This is a genomic window from Psychrobacter sp. DWR1-2-3, from assembly GCF_049896465.1.
In the GTDB taxonomy this organism is placed as follows: Bacteria; Pseudomonadota; Gammaproteobacteria; order Pseudomonadales; family Moraxellaceae; genus Psychrobacter; species Psychrobacter maritimus.
The window spans coordinates 133,899-158,368 of the sequence record NZ_JAFCUJ010000005.1 but is presented as its reverse complement, the minus strand read 5'-3'; the positions used below and the strand labels follow the sequence as shown (position 1 = coordinate 158,368).

At 42.4% G+C, this 24,470-nt stretch carries 21 protein-coding genes; 3 read left to right on the top strand and 18 right to left on the bottom strand.

The window, feature by feature from the left end:
* Positions 1-108 precede the first annotated feature (108 nt).
* The 3 genes from ACP7AA_RS10205 to ACP7AA_RS10195 all read right to left on the bottom strand — a co-directional run bounded on the left by ACP7AA_RS10205 (position 109) and on the right by ACP7AA_RS10195 (position 2,313).
* The gene (locus ACP7AA_RS10205) at positions 109-717 is read right to left on the bottom strand and encodes a TerD family protein (RefSeq protein WP_426223495.1); all 609 of its coding nucleotides are present in this window, start codon (positions 715-717) and stop codon (positions 109-111) included.
* Positions 718-767: 50 nt separating this feature from the next.
* Positions 768-1,520 (bottom strand): TIGR00266 family protein, encoded by a 753-nt coding sequence (locus ACP7AA_RS10200; RefSeq protein ID WP_426223494.1) that lies wholly within the window; start codon positions 1,518-1,520, stop codon positions 768-770.
* 217 nt (positions 1,521-1,737) lie between these two features.
* Positions 1,738-2,313, bottom strand: a complete 576-nt coding sequence (locus ACP7AA_RS10195) for a TerD family protein (RefSeq protein ID WP_201565719.1) — start codon at positions 2,311-2,313, stop codon at positions 1,738-1,740.
* A 365-nt stretch (positions 2,314-2,678) separates the two neighbouring features.
* Between ACP7AA_RS10195 and ACP7AA_RS10190 the strand changes: the two genes are divergently transcribed.
* Positions 2,679-3,344 carry a 7-cyano-7-deazaguanine/7-aminomethyl-7-deazaguanine transporter gene (locus tag ACP7AA_RS10190; RefSeq protein ID WP_426223493.1) on the top strand — a complete coding sequence of 222 codons (666 nt, stop codon included), beginning with the start codon at positions 2,679-2,681 and terminating at the stop codon, positions 3,342-3,344.
* 284 nt (positions 3,345-3,628) lie between these two features.
* Here the strand turns inward: ACP7AA_RS10190 and ACP7AA_RS10185 are convergent, their stop codons facing one another.
* From ACP7AA_RS10185 to queC, 8 genes are all read right to left on the bottom strand, one after another.
* Entirely contained in the window at positions 3,629-4,693 is a 1,065-nt protein-coding gene (locus ACP7AA_RS10185) for a DUF475 domain-containing protein (RefSeq protein ID WP_201565715.1), read from the bottom strand.
* 388 nt (positions 4,694-5,081) lie between these two features.
* Positions 5,082-5,657 (bottom strand): TerD family protein, encoded by a 576-nt coding sequence (locus ACP7AA_RS10180; protein WP_025650997.1) that lies wholly within the window; start codon positions 5,655-5,657, stop codon positions 5,082-5,084.
* A 297-nt stretch (positions 5,658-5,954) separates the two neighbouring features.
* The gene (gene rlmKL, locus ACP7AA_RS10175; protein ID WP_426223492.1) at positions 5,955-8,261 is read right to left on the bottom strand and encodes a bifunctional 23S rRNA (guanine(2069)-N(7))-methyltransferase RlmK/23S rRNA (guanine(2445)-N(2))-methyltransferase RlmL; all 2,307 of its coding nucleotides are present in this window, start codon (positions 8,259-8,261) and stop codon (positions 5,955-5,957) included.
* 212 nt (positions 8,262-8,473) lie between these two features.
* Entirely contained in the window at positions 8,474-9,661 is a 1,188-nt protein-coding gene (locus tag ACP7AA_RS10170; protein ID WP_227692326.1) for a mechanosensitive ion channel family protein, read from the bottom strand.
* A 215-nt stretch (positions 9,662-9,876) separates the two neighbouring features.
* Entirely contained in the window at positions 9,877-11,373 is a 1,497-nt protein-coding gene (locus tag ACP7AA_RS10165; RefSeq protein WP_426223491.1) for a dihydrolipoyl dehydrogenase, read from the bottom strand.
* A 73-nt stretch (positions 11,374-11,446) separates the two neighbouring features.
* Entirely contained in the window at positions 11,447-11,944 is a 498-nt protein-coding gene (locus ACP7AA_RS10160; protein WP_201565701.1) for a peroxiredoxin, read from the bottom strand.
* Between the two features lie 199 nt (positions 11,945-12,143).
* Positions 12,144-12,473, bottom strand: a complete 330-nt coding sequence (locus ACP7AA_RS10155; RefSeq protein ID WP_201618771.1) for a hypothetical protein — start codon at positions 12,471-12,473, stop codon at positions 12,144-12,146.
* Positions 12,474-12,859: 386 nt separating this feature from the next.
* On the bottom strand, positions 12,860-13,579 hold the full coding sequence (gene queC, locus ACP7AA_RS10150; protein ID WP_426223529.1) for a 7-cyano-7-deazaguanine synthase QueC: 720 nt from the start codon (positions 13,577-13,579) through the stop codon (positions 12,860-12,862).
* Between the two features lie 647 nt (positions 13,580-14,226).
* Between queC and ttcA the strand changes: the two genes are divergently transcribed.
* Positions 14,227-15,246, top strand: a complete 1,020-nt coding sequence (gene ttcA, locus ACP7AA_RS10145; protein ID WP_426223528.1) for a tRNA 2-thiocytidine(32) synthetase TtcA — start codon at positions 14,227-14,229, stop codon at positions 15,244-15,246.
* Positions 15,247-15,527: 281 nt separating this feature from the next.
* Here the strand turns inward: ttcA and ACP7AA_RS10140 are convergent, their stop codons facing one another.
* The 6 genes from ACP7AA_RS10140 to ccoN all read right to left on the bottom strand — a co-directional run bounded on the left by ACP7AA_RS10140 (position 15,528) and on the right by ccoN (position 21,700).
* Complete coding sequence (locus ACP7AA_RS10140) at positions 15,528-16,109, bottom strand: FixH family protein (RefSeq protein WP_201565695.1); 582 nt, start codon at positions 16,107-16,109, stop codon at positions 15,528-15,530.
* A gap of 208 nt (positions 16,110-16,317) precedes the next feature.
* A complete protein-coding gene (gene ccoG / locus ACP7AA_RS10135; protein WP_426223490.1) occupies positions 16,318-17,721 on the bottom strand; it encodes a cytochrome c oxidase accessory protein CcoG in 1,404 nt (467 codons plus the stop codon).
* Positions 17,722-18,231: 510 nt separating this feature from the next.
* Positions 18,232-19,392 carry a cytochrome-c oxidase, cbb3-type subunit III gene (ccoP, locus tag ACP7AA_RS10130; RefSeq protein WP_426223489.1) on the bottom strand — a complete coding sequence of 387 codons (1,161 nt, stop codon included), beginning with the start codon at positions 19,390-19,392 and terminating at the stop codon, positions 18,232-18,234.
* Complete coding sequence (locus tag ACP7AA_RS10125; RefSeq protein WP_191690612.1) at positions 19,389-19,571, bottom strand: cbb3-type cytochrome oxidase subunit 3; 183 nt, start codon at positions 19,569-19,571, stop codon at positions 19,389-19,391. The genes ccoP and ACP7AA_RS10125 overlap by 4 nt, the downstream gene beginning before the upstream one ends.
* Entirely contained in the window at positions 19,571-20,209 is a 639-nt protein-coding gene (gene ccoO, locus ACP7AA_RS10120; RefSeq protein ID WP_183618776.1) for a cytochrome-c oxidase, cbb3-type subunit II, read from the bottom strand. The genes ACP7AA_RS10125 and ccoO overlap by 1 nt, the downstream gene beginning before the upstream one ends.
* Before the next feature lie 9 nt (positions 20,210-20,218).
* A complete protein-coding gene (gene ccoN / locus ACP7AA_RS10115) occupies positions 20,219-21,700 on the bottom strand; it encodes a cytochrome-c oxidase, cbb3-type subunit I (protein WP_281490098.1) in 1,482 nt (493 codons plus the stop codon).
* A gap of 900 nt (positions 21,701-22,600) precedes the next feature.
* Between ccoN and ACP7AA_RS10110 the strand changes: the two genes are divergently transcribed.
* Positions 22,601-22,990 (top strand): SCP-2 sterol transfer family protein, encoded by a 390-nt coding sequence (locus tag ACP7AA_RS10110; protein ID WP_201618767.1) that lies wholly within the window; start codon positions 22,601-22,603, stop codon positions 22,988-22,990.
* A gap of 108 nt (positions 22,991-23,098) precedes the next feature.
* On the opposite strand, the gene ACP7AA_RS10105 is transcribed toward ACP7AA_RS10110, so the two are convergent.
* Positions 23,099-24,079: a hypothetical protein gene (locus tag ACP7AA_RS10105; protein ID WP_426223488.1), complete on the bottom strand. Its 981-nt coding sequence runs from the start codon at positions 24,077-24,079 to the stop codon at positions 23,099-23,101.
* Positions 24,080-24,470: the final 391 nt, after the last annotated feature.

The window sequence follows — 24,470 nt, the reverse complement described above, 5'->3', positions numbered from 1 at the left end:
GCGCTTTAATAGTATTATTTAATACAAAAAATCAGCCCGTCTATTATAAATAGACGGGCTGATTGCTTATAGATGATTCACAGTCTTAAGTTCGACTGCTTAACCTATTTACGCATGCGGTGTGATAGCAGGCATCAAATCATGGAAAGTACGACCAGAAGCAGTCTCGCCAATGGCGTGCATTTTCCACTCATTATTATGGCGATACACTTTTGCCATAATCATTGCCGTATGAGTACCTTGTGACGATAAGTTATAGCGCGCCACTTCAGTATTATTATTGGCATTAACGATACGGCAAAAGGCGTTTTCTACTGTCTCGAACGTCTGACCGGTAAAGCTATTTACGGTAAATACCAGTGATACTACGTTCGCTGGAACTTTTGATAAATCAACATTGATGACTTCATCATCACCATCGCCGTCACCAGTGCGGTTGTCACCAGTATGGACGATACTGCCATCTTTTGATTTTAGCTGACTGAACCAAATCGCATCGACCGCTTGTTTATTACTATCGAACATAATGCAAGAAGCATCCAAGTCAATAGAGTCGCCGCCCGTGCCGCCGCCGAACAATTTACCCAAGAAGCCGCCCTTTTTCTCTTGCGGTCCTTGAAAGACATCCCAACCTAAACCCAATTTTACTTGAGTAAGCTCACCACCAGCTTCTTTGCTGAGGGAGATTTTTTGACCCTTCTGTAAACTAACTGCCATGTGATTGTCCTTATAATAGTTATTTAAAAACGATAGTTATTGGAAAAGTGTTATAGAATATTGCCAAGTAAGCCGTTATTGCCACCACGACCACCTGAGCTAGTACCTAAGATGCTTTGTAGCCAGCCTTGATAGCTGTCACGATTGCGCGAGCAGATGATAACTTTGCCCGTTCCTGAGAAGTTTAAAACCATGCCTTCGCCACTGGTGACGGAGTTAATAATATTGCTCATGATGCCTTTTTTCTTGCTGGTCGATACCGAAAGCTTATAATCAAGGTTTGAATCCCAGCAGACCACATGGCCGTTATCAATGATGACGTCTTTGTCAGGCGTCACATCAATCTCAAATAGTGAGCCAAAACCTGACACCACTACCTGACCTTGACCTTGGGTTTGCATAACCATAAAGCCGCCAGTATCGCCAAATACCGCGCCGCCAAGGTTGCGCTGGATATTGGCTCTGATATCGACGCCAGTTTGTGCGGCAACGAACGCGCCATCGCTCAAAGTATATTGCTGAGCGCCGCAATCGATGATTTGCATATCACCATCTAGTGTGGGTGCCAGCAAACAATCACCTTCACCATTGACGGCTTCAATCTGCTGTTGAAAAAGTGACTCGTCGTTAGCAAAGCGGCGCATCAGTGATTGCATGAGCCCACCTTGTAGCTTACCTTTCAGCTCAAGGTTCGACTCCATCATCACCATGGCATTGGCTTCACAATAAATTGAATCGCCTTTTTTTAAGTTACAATGCAAAAAAGGTTCAATAGTGCCGATTAAGCTAAATGTTGCGGCCATGGTGTGCAAATCCTTATTCTGAAATTTTTAAATGCTTCGTTTTCTATAAAAATCATCGTTGTTAATTTAAGCCTGCCAATTACATTTAAAGCCATCAAATGCTTTAAACAGGCACACTTGATGGCTTATTAACTATCGCAATCAAATAATCGATTGCGATAGGGGGCTTAATAGCGGTCTTACAGTTATCGTATAAAACGATGACGTTATTTTAACGTTAAACGTTGACGCCGTAAGAGGCTGCTAATGGTCCAAGACCACCGCTAAAGCCTTGACCGACCGCGCGGAATTTCCAGTCACCGCTATGGCGATATAATTCACCAAAAATCATCGCTGTTTCAGTGCTACCATCTTCTGATAGGTCATAACGAGCGATTTCAGCTTCGCCGTTATCGTTTACCACACGGATGTAAGCATCACCAACTTGACCGAAGTTTTGGTTACGAGCTGTGCCTTCATAAATGATGGCGCAGATAGCGACTTTGCTGACGTCAGCTGGGATACTAGCTAGGTTGATTTTGATTTTTTCATCATCGCCGTCGCCTTCACCAGTACGGTTATCGCCGGTGTGCTCAACCGCGCCATTGTCTGACTTTAAGTTATTAAAGAAGATAAAATCTTGGTCGTTACGGACTTTGCCTGCTTCGTTGACCAAAAAGCCAATCGCATCTAAGTCAAATTCTTGACCGTCAGTGGCGCGTGGATCCCAGCCAAGACCGACAGTAATATTGGTTAAACCTGGCGCTTCTTTTGATAAGTTTACGTTGCCGCCTTTTGTTAAGCTAATAGCCATATAAATATCCTTTGGATTAATAATTAAGTGGATTTGGTTTTATAAAACAAACTAAAAATAGTGCAGTGATTACTCTCTTAGATAAAGTAACTATCTTAGCGAAAGTATCTTAGCGAAAGTATCTGAGCGCAAAAGGTCAATAAATCGACCTGTACGCCACGTCCTGCATATCATTACGGTTTACTATACTAAGCGTTTGCTGACTAAGCAAGGCGTATTTTGTGTGACTATATGACATTTATATGTTTGTTTAGAAAAAAAGGATTTTATAGCGATATCAGACCTATTTTGGCTATTTATCTTAATATGATTTATAATAGCGCGCTCAGGTTCCCTCTACCCTGACTTAAAAAAAGGACTCTTCTATGAGCAGTAGTACCCTTTCAACCACCCCGATTCAATCTATTCGCTATAGCCGTGCTTTATTTTGGCTTGTCAGTCTGCATATATTTATTATTGCTATCAGTAATTACTTGGTGCAAATACCTGTCGGACTATTTGGTTTTATTACCACATGGGGCGCCGTCACCTTCCCCTTCATCTTTCTGATTACGGATTTGACCGTACGCATATTTGGTCAAAATCTCGCTAGACGCATTATCTTTTTTGCTATGCTGCCAGCGCTGGTGATTTCTTATTATTTCTCAGTGGTGTTTTCAAATGGTCAGTTTGTTGGTCATGAGCATCTGCTAGATTTTAACCTGTTTGTCTTTCGCATTGTGGTGGCAAGCTTTAGCGCTTATGTCGTCGGACAGCTGTTAGATATCCAAGTGTTTAATAAATTACGCCAGCTTAAAACATGGTGGATTGCGCCCTTAGTATCGACGTTTATTGGTAATCTTGTCGATAGCTTTTGCTTTTTTGCCATCGCTTTTTATAAAAGCCCTGACTCCTTTATGGCGACGCACTGGGTTGAGATTGGCGCGATGGATTACTTGTTTAAAATAGTAATGGGCGTGCTTATTTTCTTACCTTTATATGGTGTGATATTGGCAAAGTTGCAGAAAGTGCTTGCAGGGAAGGAGAAATAAGAAAGCAATGAGCTATGTTGAGCGCACTGCTGATGATAGAGGTTGGTAAAGTGTGGGCCATGCATCAAGCGTGTAGACAGACTCAAATTTAATGCCAAAGATTTAGCTAACTATTCAGAAACATCTGCGCATTCAGAAACATCTAAGCATTCAAAAATATAGTATGTAAATACAGATAAAAAAACAGGTTATACCAATTACTTGATATAACCTGTCATTACTACGATTTTCTATCAAAGCGCTTTTTGCTTAATATGAAGTTAGCGTTGAAACTAAAATTCAAACTAAGTAATCGACTTTGCTTCGCGCTTACGATAATTGAGTGAGGCGACAAACGCCCAACCAATAAAGGTAATACCGATAAGGCCAGTGATAAGCTCTGGCACATGGAATTTCACCGATAATAACATAATGATGGCTAAAGCACCGATGGCATAATGCGCACCATGCTCAAGATAGACGAACTCATCAAGCGTGCCTTTGTCTACCAAGAAGATAGTCATCGAACGCACAAACATCGCACCAATAGCCAGACCAAGCATAATCACGATAACGTCATTGGTAATCGCAAATGCGCCAATCACACCATCAAAACTGAATGAAGCATCAAGGACTTCTAAGTATAAAAAGCCGATAATACCGCCCTTCATAATCGCGCTAGTTGCAGCACCAGTACTATTACCTTGAGCGTCTAGTTCTTCTTCAAGATCACCTTCAAGCATACCCGAGACCACTTGTACGCCAAGGTATACCAAGATACCCCATATGCCTGCAATCAATACCGCTGCTGACTGCTCAGGGTTAGCAAATGATACCGCAATCATCAACACGATAAGCGCCACAAACACGCTCATAGCATCGACTTTACCCAGTTTTGCCAAGCGGCTCTCGAGCCAATCAAACCAGTGCACTTCTTTATCATCAAAGATAAAGTTCAAGAACACCAATAGTAAGAAGATACCACCAAAGGCTGAGATTTCAGCATGGTGTGCCATTAGTCTTGCCGAGTATTCTTTAGGATCGTTCAATGCCAAATCTATAACTTGCATCATACCAAGATCAGCGGTAACCGCGACGATGACAATAGGGAATACCAAACGCATACCGAAGACGGCGATTAAAATACCGACGGTTAAGAAAATCTTTTTCCAAAATTCGTCCCAGCCTTTAAGGACTGAGGCGTTGACCACCGCATTATCAAATGATAATGAAATTTCCATGACGGCCAAAATAGCGGTAATAGATAAGGTGGTTATCATACCGCCTATACCGCCGTGTGAATATCCCCACCATGCCGCTACCGCTAGGGCAATAATAGTGAAGATAAAGTCTAAATAAAAATGTCTCATGACACATCCTGTCTGGTTGCATAAAGCTAAGGTCGGTCTATTATAGACACAAACCGCAAAAAAAGCGGTTATTGCTAACCACTTTTTTGCATAATTTTAAACGAAACATAAAGCATTACCAGTCTTTTAGCTATGAATAATTGTGACTATTTTGCAACCATATTTTACCGTCAAAATAGCGGCTTATAATTACTGTTGAAGTACCTGTTTACAGCACCTTCAAACAGTGGCTGTTTATAGTGGTTTCAAATATTGATTTTAAATATTGATTTTCAATAATCACTTTAAAATAGCCACTTTAAATAAATAGCTAGGACCTGCTTTAGGTCTTGGACGTGATCATTCTATAAAAGTCGATTTACGGTAAGAATAAAACATTAAGACCGTGTTAGATATCGACGCCATACTGCTGACACATGGCTTGCAAGCCACCTGAATAGCCTTGACCAACGGCGCGGAATTTCCACTCACCGTTATGACGATAGACCTCGCCAAATACCATCGCCGTTTCAACAGAGTAATCTTCTGCTAAATCAAAACGTACCACTTCCGTGCCTGTTTCTTCGTTCACAACACGGATAAAGGCGTTGGCTACTTGACCAAAGTTTTGGCTACGAGCGGCTGCATCATGAATAGTGACGGTAACGACGATTTTATCGACATCAGCAGGAACTTGGGTCAGGTTTACTTTAACGACTTCATCATCGCCGTCGCCTTCGCCAGTACGGTTGTCGCCGGTATGCTCAACCGCGCCATTGTCAGATTTTAGCTGGTTGTAAAAGATAAAGTCATGATCGCCGCGTACTTTACCCGCAGTGCTGAGTAAAAATACACTGGCATCCAAATCGAACTCAGCGCCAGACGTTGCGCGCTCATCCCAACCAAGACCGATAAGCAGCTTAGTTAAGTTTGGGTCAGTTTTGGTTAGCGATAAGTTACCGCCTTTATTAAGGGATAATGCCATGGAATTGTCCTTGTTATTAGAGTAGGGAAGGTTTAACTATTACAGCGTTAGGAATGAATGCTATAAAAGTCAAAGTCTATAAATATAAGCGATAGCGGGATTAAACTGTTCGTAAAACTATCGTTTAACGGTTGTCTAACTATTACTTAATGACGCTCTATCATAACAACAAAAAATGACCCAATCAAAGCCGATTGGGTCATTGTTATGTGTACGGTTATGCGTACGATAAGACTGACGATAAAGGACAGCGTTTACATGCAGTGCTTAAGCTTTACCGGCATCTAGAAACCTAAATTATAGGCTTTGACGATGGCGAATCTCAAAGCTCTGATGAATCGGCTTTTTAACATCAAAATCAAAACCAATGGTTTTTTGGGTGATATCAACAATATCATAGCGCTCAGTCAGCTGCTCATCGAGCTCAAAGCGGGTAAAGTTATTGGAGAAATACAACACGCCGTCTGAGGTCAAGCGGTTCATCGCGCGGTTGATAAGAGCAGAGTGGTCGCGCTGCACATCAAAGGTACCTTGGAACTTTTTCGAGTTCGAAAAGGTTGGCGGATCAATAAAGATAATATCAAATTGTTCCGTATTGTCTTTAATCCACTCAAAGATATCAGCGGCGACAAACTGATATTTGTTGCGGCTAACGTCAAGACCATTTAGGACGAAGTTTTGCTTGCCCCAATCGAGATAATTCTGTGATAAATCGACGCTGGTGACTTTTTTCGCGCCAGCCAAGGCCGCATGGACACTTGCCGTACAGGTATAAGCAAATAAGTTCAGTACGGATTTATTACGACTGTTGTCTTTGATACGGGCGCGCATATTACGGTGATCAATAAACAAACCCGTATCGAGATAATCGGTAAAGTTGACATAGAAGTACGCGCCATCTTCACGAGCGACATAGAACTTGCCACGCTTTTCAGTATTGCCTTGCTTGCTATATTGGTCATTACCAGACTGACGCGCCCGGGTTTTGATAAAGATTTGTTCACGGTTAATGCCAAAGACTTCACGAATACCCATTAACGCCAAATTAAAGCGTTTTTTCGCCGTCTCAGGTGGAATGGTTTTTGGTGGCGCGTATTCTTGCACGTGCACATAATCGCCATATAAATCGACCGCTACTTTGAAATCAGGCAAATCAGCGTTATAAACGCGTAAATTACTGACAGTGTCTTTTTTAGCCAGTTTCTTCAGTTTGGCAAGATTTTTTTGCAAGCGGTTGATGAAGTCTTGTCCTTCTTCCACTTCAATCTCACGCTTCTCAAAGCGGCTGACCAAATTACCCGTTTGCCCCGCAATCAAGGTGCCGTAGCGGAAATAAACCGTAATAGCACCGTTATGACAGCGTAAAGTTTTTGGCTCTTTAATCGGCAAGATATCCACTTGTTCGACATTGGCCGCCAAGATTCCAACCATAGGGTCGATATCAATACCGGCAAAACTGTCTTGTAAAATCAGCCCAAGCGCATGATATAACGGCTTAATCATCTCTTCATCACCCAAGCGCTCACCATACGGTGGGTTGGTAATGACTAAAGGATTGCTTAAGCGACCATCATCGACCAATGGTTTTAGGACGCTGCTGAGTTGGTCAAGAGCGCGAGTCTCAAGGTCAAGCAGTGGTAATAAGTCCTGCAAACCGGCAGCAATTAAGTTCTTTTCTGTCGCCAAAATCGCGCCGCTATCGGCATCAAAGCCCAAAATTAGCGGTAAAGTATCTGGCTGCTCGTTGGTAATGGCCAACGCATCACGGAAACGCGTCTGGGCATCATCAATCATCTGTTGCCACAGCGCATCGTCATGATGCTGCCACTCGTAAAAACCAAATTGATTGGCGGCTTTATCAATACCGACGGCATAATCGCAATGCATGAGAAGGGCTTCAATAATAAAGGTGCCAGAACCACACATTGGATCAATCAGAGCATTATATAAAGGGGCATTACCTTCTTCATTTTTCTTATGCCAGCCTGCGCTGTAAAGCAACGCTGCTGCTAAGTTCTCTTTTAATGGCGCTTCGGTCATCGCCACACGGTAGCCACGGCGATGCAAACTGGTGCCTGATAAATCTAAATACAGCTCAGCTTGCTTATCATTGACCGTTGCAAACACCGAAAAATCTGGGTTTTTACTATCGACGTTAGGACGGCTGTCATATACTTCGTTAAAGGTATCGGCAATCGCATCTTTGATACGCAGCATGGCAAATTGCTGACTGACGGCAACGCGTTTATCAACCGATAGACGAATGGCGAACGTTTGCTCTAGCTTAAATTGTTCCGTCCAATCGACCGATTTTGCCAAACCATAAAGCTGCTCTGCCACATCGTATTCAGTATTGATGTTTTTACGTTTAATCAGCATCAATACCCGTGACGCAACCCGCGACCACAAGCAAATGGTGTATAGGTCACGCAATGTACCAGTCACCGCTAAACGACCAGTACTCTTGATCTCGCTTGCAATACCAAAACTGGTCAGCTCAGTTTGTAGCGGTGCCTCAAGCCCATCGGCACAGGTAATAATAAGGTCAAGCGACAACTCTGCTGAAGCGGCTGGTGAGGAGTTGGGCGTGGTTGTTTCGGTCATACGGATACCTGTGGGCTAAATTGATAAATATTGATAAATAAGGTACATCATAAAATAAGATGTTTAACCGCCAATTTTACCATAATTACACCATGGATAGTTTAAAGCGGCATTGTTTAAAAGACTGTTTTTAAGAAACGGCTTTTTGTTTTTAAACTAAAATCATGGCGCATCATTGTTTTTTAATATCGTTAAGCAGCTAATGACACTGATTACTTACCGCCTTTTTTTAACGCGGCTGTTTCTGTGACCAATTGCGTAGGGGTCGCAACTGGCTTAGTAACGATAGGGTAAACCTGCTCTGTTGGCATCAGTAGGCGCATATGCGGATAAGGGGTTGAGATATCAGCGGCATCAAAGGCACGTTTGATATTCTCGCGTAAGACTTCTTTGATTTTAGGCATACGTGCAACAGCCGCAGGCTTGACCCAAAAACGCACGATAAAAAACACGCCATATTCGCCAATCTCATCAACAGTCGCTGAGGTTTCAGGGCGATTTAATACCACGTCGCTCTCAGACAATACCTGCAAAATCACCTCACGTGCCTTGTCGATATCATCTTCAAAAGCAATGCGCATACGAATATCAAAACGTATAAAGTTTTTCGAGGTTAAATTGATGACCACAGAAGAAGCGACATTTGAGTTGGGGATAATAACGGTGATATTGTCGCGGGTTAAGACATGGGTCGTGCGTAAAGCGATAACCACGACGCGCCCTTCATTGTCATTGATATTGACCCAGTCGCCAACTTGAAACGATTGCTCAAGCAAAATGGTAATACCAGCGATAAAGTTAGCCAGCGTTGATTGGGCGGCAAAGCCCACGGCAATACCGGCAATACCTAAACCTGCCACTAACGATACGATATCAAAGCCAAATTGCGCCATGACGCTGGCAAGTCCGAATACCAATAACAGTACGGACAAGATATTTTTGAGTAGCTGCTCGATAGAAGCGTTTAGGCCATAATGCTGCAAAACCTTATGGATAATTTGCCCAGATGACGTCCACAGCACATAATAAATACCCGCCCAAGTACTGGCTTTAGCAGTGGCTTTGACCGTATCTGGCTCAAAATTAAGCTGGCTCATAATGGCTATCAAACTGGTCACAATCCAGATATAGCGCAGTATTGAGCGAACAATTTTAGATCGGCGCTCATTTAAGCGGATTCTGGTTCTGCTTTTTTTGACAATGTAGATAGCAAGCCAATAGAAAAATCCCAATACCGCCAGCAGTATTAGGATTTTGATACCCGTACTCACCAATTCTACCGATTTAGCTGACCAGTCTAACGAGTCTTCATCTATAGTGCCACCGATAGCAAGGTATAGGCTAGTATGTAGGTCGCGAACAATCTCTTGAAAGAAGTCAGTAATACCAGCGATTGCCATTGTTTCATCCATGCAGGGTTTAGGTCTAAATAAAATGGGTATTAAAAAGTCTGATTGTAAATTAACTCAAATCGCTCAGGCAAATCAACTATGACCTCAACTGCTTTGAACGTTCATTTGAGCACTAACTTAAAGTGATATAAGTCAAAACGACAAAAGTACGAAGCATAATTTTATTAAAAAACATTGCCGCTTATCTCGTTAAAAGCAAATACTTAAAAATTGCCTTCTTGGGTATCATGCGATTGATAAGGTATTTTCATCATACGCTGAACATCACGTAATGCGGTACGCAAACCTTCTAATATCGTCGGATGATAAAACGGCGTATCAAGCATGTCTTTGATACTCAAATCGTTGGTAATTGCCATCGCCAATATATGTCCAATATATTCCGCATCAGGGCCGACCATGCTGGCGCCCAAGATTCTATCGGTCTTTTTGCAACCATAAATATGCAATAGACCGCAGTTAACACCCATCACGCGGCTACGCCCTTGATTGTCAAAGCTCACTTTGCCAATCACATGTTCAAGCTCTGAGTCTGCTTGGATTTCAGATAGCGACATACCGACGTTCATGATTTGTGGCGCGCAAAATACAATGGAAAATGGCGTGGCAGGCGGGCGAATATAGGCGTCTGTCTTATTGTCGCAAACAAGGCTGCCGGCGCTAAACCCTTCATCACTGGCTACATGTAATAAAGGAAGATTGGCATTGGCATCACCAACGATATAGACTTCTAAATCACCGATTTTACCAGTCTTTTTATCAAGCTGCTTTGGGCGATTTTTATCATCAAGCTCAACGCCTAGGTTTTCAACACCAAGCTCATCAATGTTATTGCGGCGACCTGTGGCAACCAGTACGTATTCGCCTTGCCACTGCTGCGTTTGACCGGCGCTATCTTCGTAGTCAATAAAGGCAACCGAGCCTTTATCGATTGAATTTTCCTGAATACCAACCTCGGTAATGTTGCTACCTAAATGCATGGTTAGTTCGCGATTTAAGCAATCGATGGCTTTATTATTAATGTCATCGTCTTTTAAACTGGCCACGCGTTTGACACGATTAAATAAAGTAACGTCGACGCCTAAGCGTTTAAAGGCTTGGGCAAGCTCTAAGCCGATGGCACCTGCACCAACCACCGCCAGTGATTTTGGTAAATCAGCCAGCTCAAAGACAGTGTCAGAGGTAATCATGGTATCGCCAAGCTTGTCCGCCCAACCCTCTGGGATAAAGGTTGAGCTACCAGTCGCGACAATGATTTTATCCGCTTCGATTAGCTCGTTATTAACCTCAATCAATCCCTGTTCATTGATATAAGCGCGACCCGCTATTTTCGTTTCTGCAGGCCAACTTTCTACTTGCTTCTCAACGTAGCTGGCAAAATGATCACGCTCAGCGCGAACCCGCGCCATGACTTGTTTGCCATCTATTCGTGCGCTGGCATGCACACCAAACTCGCCAGAATGATTGGCCTCATGTGCGCGGTCAGCAGCAGCAATAAGCAGTTTACTTGGCATACAACCGACCGCAATACAGGTGGTTGTCCAAAATCCATCATTAATAATTATGACGTCGTCTTTTAATTTGCGGGCTTGGTGAAAGGCATTTTGACCAGCAGTACCAGCGCCAATGACCGCAACCGATACCTTGCGTGTCACTTTTTTATGGCTATTGTCAGCAGTGTTATCAGGCTGTTTATTCATAATATTCTCAAAGGCGAATGTGATATTAGGTGATGAATTTGCACAAAAAATGATGAAAAAGGCTATTGAAAAATTAAGGCGCTAACGTATTCAATAAACGCTCAGTATAGCCAGCCGCGCGTAAATTACGCTGCGCATGAGTTAGCGTGCCATCTTTATCAAAGACAAAGGCTGAACGTACTAGACCTAAGCTGATTTTTCCATACATGTTTTTTTCTTTAATAACATCAAAGTACTGGCATAATTTTTCATCACTATCACTGATAAGTGCGATATTAAGATGGTGTTTAGCGATGAATTTTTCGTGAGATTCGACGCTATCACGCGAAACACCGATGATATCGTAACCCAATTTATCAAACTCATTGAGCTGAGCGGTAAACTCTGTCGCTTGCGTGGTGCAGCCTGGGGTATTGTCTTTGGGATAAAAGTATAAAATTAGGCCTTTATCAGTATGAGTAACCAGCTCTTTTAGGCTGATGTCGTCATGTATAAAGTTGCCATCTAGCTCGCGCACGATGGTGACTGGGAAATCAGGTAGGGCAATAGTCTCGGTGGTCGGCTTGGCCATGATAAAATCCTTATTAGTTTTGGTTATGCATATATTGTTGTTTATACATATATTATAGTGATTGCTCTTATTATAGGCAGATGCATCGCAATTTCATCGCAATAACTACTCAGTTTTACACTTCACTTATTCATTAGCAACAAAAAAGACTGGCAATGACCAGTCTTTTGTATTTTGCAGCAAATATTTTTTACGGGCTTTAAGCAGGTTTTTGTGGCTGCTTTAAATCCAAACCAACCGTGCATTGCTGCAGGTCTTTTTGCATTTTTTTCACGTAAGGTAAGCTTGATGGATCTTTTTTATCTTGTGCGTAGCTTTCAATTTCCCACATCTGACCGATGGTCATCTCGCTGCGGACACCGATGGTGCACTTGCATAATTTGGTCGCGGTATTTTTGTCAGCGACCTTATATTTGACCGCGCCATTAACACAAGTATTGATATTATTTTGCTTGATATTGGCAGCGTTTGCTTGTGGCAATGCAAACAGAGCAGCTAGGGCTAGGGGTAATACGGGTAACAACTTCATAAACATCCTCTATAGGTCGCGTCAATTTTTCAGATTTTATAGGCAAAAATCTTGGTCGTTTTATTTGGTTACTGGTCTAAGTATTGATTTTAGCACTGATTTTAATAATGGTTAGGACACTAATTTTGTCACTGATTTTATAACTTGCATGAGCAAATATATAGGCAATTCTTCATCTATATAGCGCTCATTACATTTAGCTAACTATCAGTACGGTTATCTTGTCATTGATATAGTCGCCCATACCATAGCAATTAAATTGCTTAAAATACAACGCCAGCGTGCTGTGTTAATGCAAGCAAATGTTGCGCAAATATTTAATGAGCTGCGCTATTAAGACAATCATACTCGCCTTTAAGGTAGCTATAAGCCTGTTTTTACAGTATTTATTCAGGCTGATAATGGGTAGGGTCAGTAACGCCAGCTTGGGCAAATCCTTGGCGGCGCAGCACACAGCTGTCGCAAACACCGCAAGCCAACCCATCGACATCTGCTTGATAACAAGAAATCGTCTGCCCATAATCAACCCCTAACGATAAACCAAGCTCGATGGTTTTGGCTTTAGATAACTGCTGCAGTGGTGTTTGAATCGATAAATGGTGACCGGTGACGCCAGCTTTGGTGGCAAGATTGGCCATGTGTTCAAAAGCAGCGATATATTCGGGACGGCAATCAGGGTAGCCTGAATAATCGACGGAGCTTACGCCAATGACGATATGGTTGGCATCGGTCACCTCAGCAACTGCCAAGGCGTAAGATAAAAATATGGTATTACGCGCAGGCACATAAGTGTTTGGGATAGCGTCGTTATCGATCTCACCACGTTTTTTACTGGGGAATTTATCGGTATCGCCATCAGGGACAATCATGCTGTGGTCAGTGAGTGATGAGCCGCCAAGCTGCGCGATATCGATATCAATAATGCGATGATTGACACCTGCGGTTTCAGCGATGGCTTTGGCGGCGACCAGCTCACTATTATGACGTTGACCGTAATTAAAACTGACCGCCGTCACAGAAGCATAGCGCGCCTTTGCCCAATACAAACAAGTCACGGAATCAAGCCCGCCTGATAGTAGCACCACGGCATTTTGGCTTTTATGCAGGGAAGTCAAGTTAGAATCGTCTTGTGAATGGGTAGAGAAGGTCTGCGCAGTAACATGAGTCATAGTGGTATCTATTATTAGTTTGAAAGTATTGGTTCAAAAATATGGATTTACGAAAGCCGTCTATTTTAACAAAAATAGCCCCGTTACAGAACCTTGAAGGTGTTATTAAAAGAGGGCTAAAGCGTGATTAAGTAGTGGCTAAAGGATGGTTCAGTCAGCACTGTATTTGTATTATCCATCAAACACTATTAATCAGACATAGGGCAATCAAACAGGCGATTAGGCATAAGTACTGTTGTAAAGTTAAATAACAGTCTTAAGTTGCCCTGATATTTAGCCTTATCAATTAACGTCATATTTTCAATCTGTTAGCAAAATTTGTTATAATCGCTGCTTTTAAAGCCCATGTGCTAAAAATATTGCTAACTGCTTTATAGCAAAATCAACCTTGTAAAGATATTGAGTAACTTATGACCGTAGCGACCTTGTTTACGCCACAAATCACCCCTCAGCCTGATGTTGCGCCTATCGATACTGATTCTACGGATGCTAGCTCTGCCGAGACTGGTTGGGATAGCTCTGCATTAGATACGGATGTCGCTGACGAATCTAACGAATCTGATGAAGTTGCGCATGACAATGATATGGCTGAGCAATTATCATCTAATCAGCTGCTACCGACTGAAACGGCACAATTTCGCAAACTACAAAAAAAGATACGCCGCCAAGTATCATGGGCGATTCGCGATTTTAACATGATTGAAGATGGCGACGTCATCATGGTTTGTGTGTCAGGCGGCAAAGACAGCTATACACTGCTAGATATCTTGTTGTTACTCAAGCGTATTGCCCCGATTAGCTTTGATATCGTCGCGGTCAATCTCGACCAAAAGCAGCCTGGTTATCCTGAAGATATTTTGCCCGCTTATCTGAATGAGCAGGGTATCGCGCATTATATTTTAGAAAAAGACACTTATAGTATCGTCAAAAGCGTGGTGCCAGAAGGTAAAACTTATTGCTCGGCCTGTTCACGTCTGCGCCGTGGCTCGCTATACGGCTTTGCCAAACAAATTGGCGCAACCAAAATCGCCCTTGGCCATCATCGCGACGATATGCTGGCGACGTTCTTTTTAAACTTATTTCACGGCGGCGCGCTTAAATCGATGCCACCGAAACTGCTCAGCGATGATAAGCAAAACTTGCTGATTCGCCCGCTTGCCTACGTTGAAGAAAAAGACATCATTGAATATGCCCGTTTAAAAGAATTTCCGATTATTCCGTGCAATCTATGCGGCAGCCAAACCAATCTACAACGGGCGATTATCAATGACATGCTACGCGAATGGGATGACGCCCATCCGCAGCGCTTAGCGTCTATTTTTAAAGCCATGCAAAATGTCGCACCGTCGCAATTAGCCGATCGTGAATTATTTGATTTTGAGACATTAAGCCTCGAGCGTGATGATAATGAGCGCTTATTTGAAGGCGATAATATCCAAGCAGGGCAGACCGATAGTCTGGCTGAGATTGGATTACCTGTAGCGCCAAAAACTCAAGTCTTTAATCCAAAATTTGCCAATAATCAGAACACGGACGCAGCAGATGAAACGGAAAAAAACAGCCGTATAACGCAGAAAATTCCAACGATTAATCCTGTCATTTAATGAGCTGATGGTTTAAAGCTATAGTCAAAATATCCTAAAAACGCTACGGTATTGCTGATATCAATTTTTTGTAGCCTCTGTCTGCGCAGGCACAGCAAGCAAGAAAAATTGATATCAGCAGCGCGTGATGTATCGATATTACTTTTCACTGACTATATGTTGCTTAAATAATCTTAAGTTAATTTGATAAAGTTAAATCCATAAAAGTTAGCCCCATAAAAAACCAGCCCTTAATAACTAAGGGCTGGTTTTTTTAATCTAAAATAGCTATTTAAATAACACTAGCTTTCGGCAAACACCGGTAGCGGATTAAAACTTACCTCTGAGCGTGGCAATTTTGCTACATCTTGCATACGCCAATCATCCTTACCATCATTACTAACTTGTAAGTAATATTTGGCTTTGACTGGGTCAATATTTACCTGAGCGCTATATTTGTTGCCTTCTTCATGTTTTAACACAACATCACGATCTTTTTTGATATCGGTGGCATGTGAGATAGATAACTCTAAGGTATCAGGATAAGTAACCGGCTCACCATTTGATAATTTACCAGACTGCAAGCTCTGCTCGGGATAATTGAGATAAAACACGATATCACCATTATCGGCAAACTGCATTTGACCGTGTAAGTCTAAATCATAGGTGAGCTTGTCGCGCGAGACGTCATGATAGAGGGTTTTACCATCCATATACCAATCGTCACGTACCACACTGTCACGTATTTGGTAAGAATAATAGACAAACCAGATGCAGGCAATAACGACTAACGCTGGCATGCCAATGACAAAAATAACCACCATATAGTTTTTGTACCATGGCTGGCTATCTTGATGCTTAAAGTTGGGGGCTGGACTAGACATAACATACCTATTAATCAGATATTCGTTTATAGCTGTCTGTCAGAGAGTTATAAACGGTATCAACGGATAAAATGATGGCTCAATACTGCCAGATTAATGACGAAATATTCACCCGCTAATCATTGACAGATATTCATCAACCAACAGCTAATAACTAACGGATGAAAGCTATAAAATATAAAAATATAGTAATTAAGCACGCAAAGACTTATTGTCCTTGCGTGGTAAAGATGTTTTGTTTGCTGACATTATACTGACCATTTTCGCTCTTCACATTTAAAGTAACTGGTGTTTGACCAAACTCAATCACATCAGGGTCACCATAAATACTCACTGGCATATCAAAGCTTTCACCAGCCTCTAACGGCACATCGTTAAAGCGTAGCTCTAAGCTCAAACCGTCTTGTGGCTCAAGGGTTATCTTATAAGTGTGAGGCTCTTGCGTTTTGTTGGTCAATTTAACGATATAGCTGTTCTCAATCATGCCTTGCTGATTCAATGACGACAACTGGTTGCGGTCACGGCGAATATCAATCTCTAGCGGTACGCGATCATTCAAGGCATAAATTACGCCGCCACAAAGCACGGTCAGTAAGGTTAAGTAGGCGAAGAAGCGCGGACGGAATATTCGGCTTGGCTCTTTCTCGACCAATTGACGCTCTGTTGTATAACGAATCAGCCCGCGTGGGTAGCCAACTTTATCCATTACATCATTACACGCATCGATACAGGCAGCGCATTGGATACAAGCTACTTGCAAACCATCACGAATATCAATACCCGTTGGGCAGACCTGCACACACATCTGACATTCGATACAGTCGCCTAAATCCTCAGGGTTGGTGCCTTTTTTGCGCGCGCCGCGAGGCTCACCGCGCTCATAATCGTAAGAAACGATTAACGTATCTTTATCGAACATCACGCTTTGGAAGCGACCATAAGGACAGATTTGCACACACATCTGCTCACGCATATAGCCTGCATTGACGTAGGTCGAGAAAGCAAAAATAAATATCGATACCCATATCCACGTTGACCAATCAGGGAAGGGGATAAACCCTATCATCTGCCAATTTTGATACAACGCCTCAGTACCTGACACATAACTGACAAAGGTTGTGGCGGTAATCATCGAAAACACAAACCAGATAAAATACACTAAAAAACGCTTAAACGCTTTCTGTGCGCTCATAGGCTCTTTATCGAACTTTATACGCTTGTTACGATCGCCAATCATCAGCTTTTCAACATATTGGAACATATGCGTCCAAATGGTCTGGGGACAGGCATAGCCACACCACACCCGTCCGGCGTAGACAGTCACCATAAATAGGGCAAAGGCAGCAATAAGCGCAAAAGCAGCAATAAAATAAAAATCTTGGGTTAAAAAGGTCATACCAAAAATATAATAATGCTGCGACGGCACATCAAACCAGATTGCTTGCCTACCGTTATAACGTAGCCACGGCAAAATCAGAAATAATGCCAAAAACGCATACATGCTAATGACACGGATGTTTTGATAAAATCCGGTGACAAATCTGGGATGCACACGTTTTTTATTGGCGTTAAGATCGACGACAGGGATTTTATTGGATTGTTGTGCTGACATAAACGTGCCTCTTTAAAAAAAGAATCAGTCTGCTGGCATGATGAACAAATACCCTGAATAACTGGGTATATGAATGTGCGATGTTATCAATGTCAGTAAGTAGCGAGACAGACTGAAAGTCAAAATATGCTGACTCGACTACCAAATGAGCGATTGTAAATAATGGGTTTAAATATGCTTAAATGGATGATTCAATAGTGTTTCTCATAGATAGCTATTTTAACATTCTCCCTACTATAAATGGGGCAATAATGCTAGAAAGCAACATTAATCTCATCATTATTGATAGCCAAATGCAGTAATAGCATCTACTCATGAGAAACAAATCATAAACAAGGGACAAATGACCAAGCCTGATTATTGCTAATGAGAGTATTAAGGTTTTTATTGAATTTACTCACTATAACCAACATTTAGCCCTCAGTGAATAACTAAAAAGGGAGAACTGCAATAACAGTCCTCCCTTTTTTAAACTTACTTATTTACGATATAGCGACTGACTAAATATGATTAGTTAGCGGCTGTCGTTTCTGCTGTAGCGGTTGCGGTTGTCTCTGCCTGAGGAGCAGAGGCAGAGACTGTTTTTGCTTTAGCAGGTTGAGCGCTTCTGTCTGATAGAGAATAAACATAAGCAGCAAGCAACATAATGCGCTCATTACCCAGTTTGGTTTCCCACTCAGGCATTACGCCTGCACGACCATAACGTACCGTTTCGCGAATAGTTTCACGATCGCCGCCGTATAGCCAGATTTTATCTGTCAAGTTTGGCGCGCCAGTAGAGGTCATACCTTTTGCGTCTGGACCATGACAAAGTACACAGTTGGTTGGCTCGTTGAAGATTGCCTCACCCTGAGTAACTTTGGCTTTATCCAACTCATAACCTGGTTGATTGCCAGATATTGATAGGACATATTCAGACACGGCACGAACACCGTCTTCACCGATTTGATCACGCCATGCGGTCATACCACCGACGCGGCCGTTATGTAGAGTCGTCAAGATATTTGCCGCCTCACCGCCATATAACCAGTCATTATCGGTAAGATTTGGATAGCCAGCCGCACCTTTGGCGTTAGAGCCATGACAAACTGCACAGTTCTGTAAGAACAAGCGACTACCAACCTTCAATGCATTCGGGTTTTCAGCCAGCTTTTCTACATAAGGTGCCAACTCGGCCACTTTCTCGTCGATTTGAGCCTGTAGCTCTGCTGGTGGCTTCTCACTATGACGCAGGGTTGCTTGCATCTCAGAAAGCGTTGCTAGGGTTTTTGTTGCACCGCTCGCATCGGCCTTGGCCAAAATGTTTTGCTCAAAGTTATCGGTAAATACTTTGTTATTACTTTCAAGTTCGCTGTTCAACTCGTTATGAGAAGTCCATGGTAAGGTTTTGCCATCCACTTCTACGGTTGTAATACCTTCCCACTTTGATGGAAAGATAGCAGGGAAAAATATCCAGTATGCAACGGCCCAAATGATTGAGCCAAAAAATATCACTAGCCACCATTTAGGGAGTGGCTTATCGTATTCCTGAATGCCATCGTAAGTGTGACCAGTGGTACCGTCTTCCTCTACTTCTGGCTTGTACTTCAAAACCATTAGCAAAACACCGAGGATACCCGCCCAACACATAATACTTAGTATGGTGATCCAAGAACTCCAAAAAAATGTCATCGTTTATCCTTATTGCGCTGCTCTTCAGACAAAGATTCGATATCTTCGTCATCAAGCGCAAGTTGTGCATCTTCTTCGAAGCGTTTTTTGTTTTTTGGCGAATACGCCCACCATGCAACGCCTACGAAGGCAATAAAGGCAGAAACGGTCGCAATTGTTTGTAATTCACCAATACCCATTAGCGCTGTCCTTCCATCGCGGTACCTAACTGCTGTAAGTAGGCAACCAAAGCATCAAGCTCAGTGGCACCAAGTACAGCATCGGGTGCGCCTTCGATATCTTCTTCAGTATAAGGCACACCGAAGCGATCGCGGAATAGACGCATTTTGGCTTGAACATTGCTACCATTAACTTCATTGGTTGCAAGCCAAGGGAAACCAGGCATTACTGACTCAGGTACTAAAGAACGTGGCGCAATCAGATGCTGTTTTTGCCAATCTTCAGAATAGCGTCCACCAACACGTGCAAGGTCAGGACCCGTACGTTTTGAACCCCATAAGAATGGATGGTCCCACGTTGATTCTGCAGCACGCGAATAAGGTCCATAACGCTCAACTTCAGCACGTAACGGACGAATCATTTGGGTATGACAGACGTGACAGCCTTCACGAATGTAGATGTCACGACCTTCAAACTCAAGTGCAGTCCATGGCTCCATAGCGGGAAGGGGAGCGTTCACCCCACCTTCTTCAGGACCCTTGTTATCATAAATCAGCGGTACGATTTCAACGAGCGTTGCAAAGCTAATGGCAATAACAATACCGATAACCAACAAGCCTGTATTTTTTTCAATAATTTCATGCGGTGTACCAGACATGATCGCTCCTTATACGTTAGCTGCCGAAGGTTTATCAACACTAGGTTCATGATCCGTTGGGTCAGCGATATCTACAGGCTTACCTTCTGGCATTTGCAGTGTTTTATAAACGTTATATGCCATGACAAACATACCCGATACATACAATAGGCCACCAAAAGCACGACCGATATATGGGAAATGTGAGAACTCAACCGTATCAACGAAGCTGTATACCAACGTACCGTCTGGGTTGGTCGCAAGCCACATCATGCCTTGGCCAATACCTGAAATCCACATAGAGACGATATAGAAGATAGTACCTGCTGTTGCCAACCAGAAATGCGTGGTGATTAAGCTGATTGAGTACATTTTTGGTTTGTTATAGATACGTGGTAACAGTACGTATAGCGAACCAATGGTAATCATACCAACCCAGCCAAGCGCACCTGAGTGTACGTGACCTACAGTCCAGTCAGTGTTATGAGATAAGGCGTTGACGGTCTTAATAGACATCATTGGACCTTCAAACGTCGACATCGCATAGAACGACAATGCCACAATCATAAAGCGAATGATCGGATCGGTACGTAACTTATCCCAACTACCTGATAGCGTTAGTACCCCGTTAATCATACCACCCCAAGATGGTGCAAATAGGATGATTGAGAATACCATTGCTAATGACTGCGTCCAATCTGGAAGCGCTGAATAATGCAAATGGTGACCACCAGCCCACATGTATGATGCAATCAACGCCCAAAAGTGAACGATAGACAAACGGTAAGAGTAAATAGGACGACCAATCTGTACTGGAACGAAGTAATACATCATCCCAAGGAAAGCGGCCGTTAAGTAGAAACCTACCGCATTATGCCCGTACCACCACTGCACCATCGCATCGGTTGCACCGCCAAATAACGAATAAGATTTAAACGCACTAACAGGGATAGCCATACTGTTTACGATATGCAGTAGAGCAATCGTAATAATAAAGGCCGCAAAGAACCAGTTAGCCACATAAATATGTGAGGTTTTACGTTTGATTAGCGTACCGAAGAAGACGATGGCGTAAGAAATCCACACCAAGGCAATCAAAATATCGATCGGCCACTCAAGCTCGGCGTATTCTTTGGTAGACGTTAACCCTAAAGGCAGGGTGATAACGGCGGCGACGATAACCGTCTGCCAACCCCAAAAGGTGAACCAGGCCAAATAAGGCGCAAATAGCCTCGTTTTACAGGTACGCTGGACAATATAGTAAGACGTTGCGAACAGGGCAGAGCCACCGAACGCAAAAATGACCGCATTGGTGTGGAGCGGTCTTAGGCGACTAAATGTCAACCATGGAATGTCAAAGTTGAGTGCTGGCCATGCTAACTGTGAAGCAATGAACACACCAATACTCATGCCGACGATGCCCCATATCACGGCCATTATCGTAAAGAATCTTACGACAGTGATTTCATATTCACGGTCAACTGGGGCGACTGCTGTGTTTTGTAAACTCATTGGATGATTCCTTTACAGCCCGAATTATCAACAGAATTAACTAACTCTCCGCGGCAGCTGTCTTATAAAAATTTATAAGCAGACAATGATTGCGGTACATGCTATTTTTTGACTACTCTTATCAGTCTTGCCATTATTAACTATCAACTTCGCTAGTTATCAGCTATCGCTGATGAGTAGAGGACGGCGATAAAAACGCACTGCGCTCACAGCTAGTCGATAGTAGGATTGTTAATAAACGGTCAGATTTGATAAGAAAACGTGCCTTCCTTGAGCATCAAACATCTATTGAGGCTGAGTATGTATCTTAATTATTACTGATAAAAACAGTATGAACGAAGATAGATACTGATATTCAACTGGCGCTAAAAAGCTTATGCACCATCAATGTATGCTAGCGGCGGCTGACGAAAAAACATGTTTAGGTAATGTTTAGTTAAAACTCCCGACTCTGTTTAAGGGTATTGTAACGCAAACCTAATCAAATATCATCAGAACTATGCGCCAAAATACAAACTCTTTGGTAAAAATATGCGCCAACAACTTAATATTGCAGCATTATGCTCCCATTTTATACCCAATTTCCCTACTATTCTAGGGGTGAAAAAACATAGTGCTAACGAAGCAAAACGCAAACTTATCAGAAAAATTTGTAACCATGACGACATTGAACCTTTAAGAGGCTATAAATAAGTTTTACTTATTATCAAGTCGCATCTTATAATGGCGCTGAACAGTATTGCTGACAGGACGTTTTTATGCTTCTGTTAACAATTATTTTAATCATTGAAATAGCGGTCAGACTTATGCCTTTAATGGCACAAGCTGTCCATACATAAGCTTTTTATACATGAATTTTTTATAAATGAGCTTTTCATAATAGGTATTAAGGATAATAATATGGCAGTTTTTTTGACAGACGAATGGTTTGAACAAGTTGAGCAAATGGGTCAAGAAGCCGGTGAACTAAATCTACCACCAGCATTGGCTAATATGATTGTAAACCTAAAAGTATCTGATACTGAGCAAGATATCGAAGCCAGTTTCGCGAATGGTTTATTACATCGCGGCTTAAATGACGCAGCGACGACCACTTTATTGCTTGATCGCAGCATCTTACAATCAATCATCACTGATTTTGATACCAATGAAATCATGGGAGCCTTTATGGGTGGTAAAATCCGTGTTGAAGGCGATATGTCACAATTGATGGCAGTACAAACGGCGCGTCCAAGTGCTGAGCAAAAAGAGCTTTATAGTCGTATTAAGTCAATGACTACCATGGCTTAATGGTTTGTCTTGAGTTTTTATAAAATATAACGTTTAACATAAAAAAGCCCTTAATTCATATTAAGGGCTTTTTTATTGACAAATTTAACAGTATAGGACTGTATTAAATTAGGTGGCTTTTGATTGTTGCGCGCTTGCTTGCGATTTTTGATTTTCTTTATAAATCGCTGCTTGTAACCAGATATTCGCCTGTACATAGTCATGAACTTGGATAGCAGCAGTGGTTGAAGTTTTAGGCGCACCAATACGGATTACAAACGGGTCAGCATCTTGCTCACGCAGTACCACCACATCAAATAAGATGATGGGCTTACCATTAAACAGCGTTTCTTGCTTACCAAGCACCTGACCTTGACACCAAGCTTCATCTTCTTGCCCTAAGGTATCACCAAACAGGTAAGCACACATATGACCGAGATTAATCTCAACTGGTGCCATTTGCTCTTTGGTTTCAGGCTGCCATGCTTTGATTTGCTCTTGTAAATCGTCAGGCATTTTTCCATCGTTGGCGGCGACAATGTCGTTAAAAGCGCGATGATAGCGAATGGCTTCTTGGTCTTCGACCATAATCACTTCGTCTTGTTCGCTAAGCTTAATCTCATGCGCCCAAGCACTAAAATTCACATAATACGCCATATCCTGCTGATATAAATGACGGTTGGCCGTATAAAGCTGGTCAAAAGCATAAATGATGCTGCCATCAGCGGTGCGTAAGCGTAATACCGCATCATGGGTATTGTCATTGACAATCATACGTTCGATTTTGCACGTCAGCCCATAAGGGCTATCGACACAAGGGTAGGCATTGATAAAGCATTCAGGCTTGCCATCTTTCATCGCCAGCACCTGATTGATATGACAAGGCTGGTCTTCAGATAGCAGCAAACAGCTGTCTTTGGCACTGACATTGCTGTTAAGCCCTTTCGGCATGGCCGCTTTTTCAATCATCTTTTGCAGCCATTCTGGCACGTCTTGACTCATGTCATCGGTCAAAATGCGCCAATGATCGGCGTGACCGGCAGACTGCTCATCAGATAGAGTGATTTTGGTGGGGGATTGGATATTTTTATATTGATAATTAATGGTCATGAATATACTCAAACTTAAGTCAGCCATGAGGTTTGGGTCTAAAACTGTGATTGCTGACCATTATCCAATATGTGAGCGGATTGGTTTATGATAACCAGCAATGTCGTCAGTAAAGAGGCAACAAACAACAATGAGGGGTTAATGACAATTGTCCTTAGCATACAATATATAGGTATAGACGCAACTAATAGCAAGCCCCTCATGAAAAATAATGTTAAAAGTTGAGTTTTTATTAAAAAATACTGGCAGTTTGCGCTAATGACTGGCACATATAAGTCAAATTGTGTCAAACTAGCTCCCTTTTGACAGCGGCATTTTGCTGGTCATAACCCCTGTTTTTGTGTTCGATTGATATGTTTTTGCGGTAACTGTCTTAGTAAATGTAATGCTA